This window comes from Flavobacterium sp. (assembly GCF_044368625.1).
In the GTDB taxonomy this organism is placed as follows: Bacteria; Bacteroidota; Bacteroidia; order Flavobacteriales; family Flavobacteriaceae; genus Flavobacterium.
Genome location: NZ_JBIPPD010000346.1, coordinates 1 through 3,513, shown reverse-complemented (window position 1 = coordinate 3,513; position 3,513 = coordinate 1). Strand labels below are relative to the sequence as shown.

General features: G+C 41.2%; 7 protein-coding genes. 2 read left to right on the top strand and 5 right to left on the bottom strand.

The annotated features are described in order from the left end of the window. Together ACIQ2X_RS16150 and ACIQ2X_RS16145 are read right to left on the bottom strand one after the other, a co-directional pair. A partial coding sequence (locus ACIQ2X_RS16150; protein ID WP_396180016.1) for a thymidylate synthase occupies positions 1 to 193 on the bottom strand: 193 nt, incomplete at its 3' end. Further along, positions 190 to 684 carry a dihydrofolate reductase gene (locus ACIQ2X_RS16145; protein ID WP_396180015.1) on the bottom strand — a complete coding sequence of 165 codons (495 nt, stop codon included), beginning with the start codon at positions 682 to 684 and terminating at the stop codon, positions 190 to 192. The genes ACIQ2X_RS16145 and ACIQ2X_RS16150, both read right to left, overlap by 4 nt. 154 nt (positions 685 to 838) lie before the next feature. Here ACIQ2X_RS16145 and ACIQ2X_RS16140 point away from each other — a divergent pair, with 154 nt between their 5' ends. Both ACIQ2X_RS16140 and ACIQ2X_RS16135 read left to right on the top strand, forming a co-directional pair. Further along, a complete protein-coding gene (locus ACIQ2X_RS16140) occupies positions 839 to 1,165 on the top strand; it encodes a hypothetical protein (protein WP_396180014.1) in 327 nt (108 codons plus the stop codon). Continuing rightward, on the top strand, positions 1,165 to 1,437 hold the full coding sequence (locus tag ACIQ2X_RS16135) for a hypothetical protein (RefSeq protein ID WP_396180013.1): 273 nt from the start codon (positions 1,165 to 1,167) through the stop codon (positions 1,435 to 1,437). The genes ACIQ2X_RS16140 and ACIQ2X_RS16135 overlap by 1 nt, the downstream gene beginning before the upstream one ends. Here ACIQ2X_RS16135 and ACIQ2X_RS16130 read toward each other — a convergent pair. The 3 genes from ACIQ2X_RS16130 to ACIQ2X_RS16120 form a co-directional block, all read right to left on the bottom strand. Further along, the gene (locus ACIQ2X_RS16130; protein WP_396180012.1) at positions 1,434 to 2,393 is read right to left on the bottom strand and encodes a hypothetical protein; all 960 of its coding nucleotides are present in this window, start codon (positions 2,391 to 2,393) and stop codon (positions 1,434 to 1,436) included. The two genes, ACIQ2X_RS16135 and ACIQ2X_RS16130, sit on opposite strands and share 4 nt — an antisense overlap. A 146-nt stretch (positions 2,394 to 2,539) precedes the next feature. Beyond that, a complete protein-coding gene (locus ACIQ2X_RS16125; RefSeq protein WP_396180011.1) occupies positions 2,540 to 3,001 on the bottom strand; it encodes a hypothetical protein in 462 nt (153 codons plus the stop codon). Positions 3,002 to 3,010: 9 nt separating this feature from the next. Continuing rightward, positions 3,011 to 3,448 carry a hypothetical protein gene (locus tag ACIQ2X_RS16120; protein ID WP_396180010.1) on the bottom strand — a complete coding sequence of 146 codons (438 nt, stop codon included), beginning with the start codon at positions 3,446 to 3,448 and terminating at the stop codon, positions 3,011 to 3,013. Between the last annotated feature and the right edge of the window lie 65 nt (positions 3,449 to 3,513).

Below are 3,513 nucleotides of genomic sequence, written 5' to 3'. Positions count from 1 at the left end.
CTTCTAAAAACCAAAGCAGTTCACCAACAACCGCTTTCCAAGCCAACCGCTTTGTCGTAACAGCTGGAAACCCTTCAGTAAGGTCAAACCTCATCTGATATCCAAAGACTGAACGAGTTCCTACTCCAGTACGATCAGAACAAACTTCTCCGTTATCGAGTACATATTGTAGTGCATCATGATATTGTTTCATACACGACTCCAAACACTAAAAGAACAAATATCAGAATTCTTACTATCAACTAATCGAATGTATGGCTTAAGTTGTTCTGGATCAAGAAAAGTATCACAGCCATAAGCTTCTTTAAACTTAGTCAAATATAGTCTTTCACAAAATGGAATAGCTTGAGCATAAATGTTACCACCACCAATCACCCAGATATTCTTAGACGGGTATTCCATTTGCAGGTTCTGTAGCATGGCTCCCATCTCTCGAGGAGCCACATCAAGTGCTCGATCTGGAATTCCATGCAGTCTTTCTGGGTGATTACTTAGAATCACATTTATTCTTTTCGGAAGCTTCATAGAGCCGATAGACTCCCAGGTTTTTCTTCCCATAACAACTACGCCATCAGTAGTGTTCTCACGAAACCATTTCATGTCTTCTGCGTGGTAAGGCCATGGCAGTTTACCATTTTTACCAATACCATGTTCAGTATCACATGCTACAATCGCGCTAATCATAATCACCTCATTTTTAAGTACTAGATATCTATAAGATCCAAAATCCATACTATCACACATGATGATAATGTCAACTTATAAATATGAAGTGTAATACAACGTGTAACCCTTGACCTATACTATGATTTCGTAATCAACAAGAAAGGATAGGTCTATGAAAGCAGGACTCTTAGACATGTACAAATACCTACCAGTCGTGGCTTTAATTCTTGGACTCGCCGTGGTGTTCTTCGCAGATGATAAGTATCGTTACGCTTGCCAAGACCCAGCAAATTGGAGCACACCTGAGTGTGAACCGCCAGTCTGCACTGCATCCGGAACATGCCCAGCTAACCTAGTTACTCTCGACGGTTCACCGGTATCTTCTGAGCAACTCGCAGAAATGGTCGCCGAGATTGAAGCATCTCAAGCTGCAGTTGGTATTAAACCAGCTGAAGTCGTAATTGAAGAAGAAACTCCACTATATGAAGAGGTAGAATAATGGCCGGCAAAAAAGATACTATTGAAGAACTCAACGCAAAACTTCGTTTCATTGTAGGCGTTTGCTTAGCATTCACGCTTACCGGAACAATCTTTGCAGTTCTTTACTCACTTATTCATGTGACACAACCAATGTTTGTGTCGCCTAACGATCAAAAGTTCTTTGAACTCATCCAACCAATCGCAACGTTCTTGACAGGTACACTATCAGGAATCATGCTATCTGGTTCAGGTACTAAGTCTTCAAAGAAAGACGAAGACGAGGCTGCTTAACAGCGTCTCCACTCGGCAAGAGTCAACCTACCAGATAAGCCAGTGTAGGTATTCTGATCAATTATTAGCTCTACTTCAGCGGTCGTAAGGCCGCTGAGTACCATATCGTTAATGTCCTTTACTGTAATCTTTGAAGGCCAAATACAAACTTTATAACCGCGATCGATCATCTTCTCCATACGAGTAACGATCTCTTTGTTACGTGGTTCATTGTCGAATACAAATACCGCATTATCAAGATTTTCGAGTCCTGTTGCGTTGCCATCTGCACCTGCCATGGCTACTGCGTTTGACAGGAAGAGAGAATCGATAGGACCTTCTACAACATAGTACTTTTTGTTAAAGTCGACTTGATCAAGACCAAACAGTTTTGCTCTATCCTCAAGCATGATAGTAATGTATCGAATGGATAACTTATCGAACGCTCGGCCCTGAAAGCCAAAGACTTGACCAGACGCGTCAATCATGGGTAAGATGAGTCGAGGTAGATCTCTTTCAGGTGTGGAAAGTTTGTCTGGTATAAGACTATTCACCCAAGAGTTAAACTTAGGCGCATAGTACAACCTATGATGTGCTTTCGTTGGGATCTTACGTTTATTAACGTATGCTCGAGCAGGATGATCTGCTGCAAGTTGGCCGAGCCTCTTAATCTTAAGAAGGGGCGAACCAGTACGTTTAAAATTTGGCACTGGAGCAGTAAGAGTCTCGAGAGCCTTTGGTTTCTCATGCGGAGCTCGTAACGACATCTTATCAAATTTAGAGTCAATAACATAGTCGTTGTATAGCGCGACATCTGTAAGTTTGAGCAGTCGCCAAAGAGGATGTGATTGCCCACAGTTGAAACAGTGGAACATCGCGGTAGTATCCTTTTCAATCAACCATCCGCGGCAAAGTGTCTTTGACTTCTGACTATCACCACAAATGGGACATCTGAAGTTTGCCTTGTAAGGATTCATTGACTTAACTTTAAACCTGTCTAGACGAGTAGACAGGATACCACAATACTTTACATCTACAAGATTCATACAACCCATCCTAAGTATATTCAATTGCTTAGTAGCATTATACTCAGTTTAGTGCGTTTGTACACCAAAAAGTGCGGTTACCCGAAAAATTTATCCCATGGCACTTGGGCGATGACGAAGCCTACGACCACAGCCCCACCCATGACGTACCACTTCCACTGCTCGAGGACAGTGATTCTATCATCGAGCGCCTTATGATTATCGGCTATTTGTTTAATCGCAGTAAGCAACTCTTGGTGATGCTTTTCGCGATCAGCATAGTTTTCGTCTTTCATATCCGATATTCTTTTATGCAATAGGTCAACTTGTTTTTCAAAGTCAGACTTTCTTTCCGACATTGAAACCTTTATACCATCAATTTGCTGGTCATGGTTTTGCAGTTTATTCTCATGGACAATAAGCATCTTTGAGATACTATTCGAGATTTCTGCCATCTTTTCGATAGCATCATCGATCTTACCAGAAAAGGTTTGTATTGCGCCGATATCGCGCTTAATGACTTCAACGTCAGTCTTCAGCTTATTTAAATCATCGGCCATGTTATTACCTTAGTTAGTTGGTGTATTGATATTATTTATTTCTTCATTAGCAGCATCAATAGCAGCGTTACTTTCTTTATAATAACCTTCATACGCAATGATGATCGCTTGTTGCTGTTGAATCAATCCACGAATATCACTCAAGTTCAACGCTAGGTTTTCATACCCTTTGTCAGTCAATCCAAAAAGTACAATGGGTTTACCCTTTTTCGCGAGGTCATTAAAGACTTCTTCGTAGTTATCAGGTGTGATGATTACCCATTCAATATCACGTGACTTAATTGGATCAGCATACGGTAAAACTAATTCGGGTTTATCAACTGGTTTTGCTGATATTTGAATTTCTTGTACCGGAGGCTTACCACATCCACTAACGAGTAAGAGTGTTAAAAAGCCAAGGGCACTCACTGTTAAATGATTTACCATCAGTAGCATTCCTTTCAGCATCAGTTAAAGCCGCACCACTCAAAAGCTCGAAACATCTCGCAGCTTTATCTGATGCGCCATTGACC

Coding starts and splice junctions, on each gene's coding strand:
- ACIQ2X_RS16125 (WP_396180011.1), bottom strand. CDS start 3,001: ATGGCCGATGATTTAAATAAGCTGAAGACTGACGTTGAAGTCATTAAG.
- ACIQ2X_RS16120 (WP_396180010.1), bottom strand. CDS start 3,448: ATGCTGAAAGGAATGCTACTGATGGTAAATCATTTAACAGTGAGTGCC.
- ACIQ2X_RS16130 (WP_396180012.1), bottom strand. CDS start 2,393: ATGAATCCTTACAAGGCAAACTTCAGATGTCCCATTTGTGGTGATAGT.
- ACIQ2X_RS16145 (WP_396180015.1), bottom strand. CDS start 684: ATGATTAGCGCGATTGTAGCATGTGATACTGAACATGGTATTGGTAAA.
- ACIQ2X_RS16140 (WP_396180014.1), top strand. CDS start 839: ATGAAAGCAGGACTCTTAGACATGTACAAATACCTACCAGTCGTGGCT.
- ACIQ2X_RS16135 (WP_396180013.1), top strand. CDS start 1,165: ATGGCCGGCAAAAAAGATACTATTGAAGAACTCAACGCAAAACTTCGT.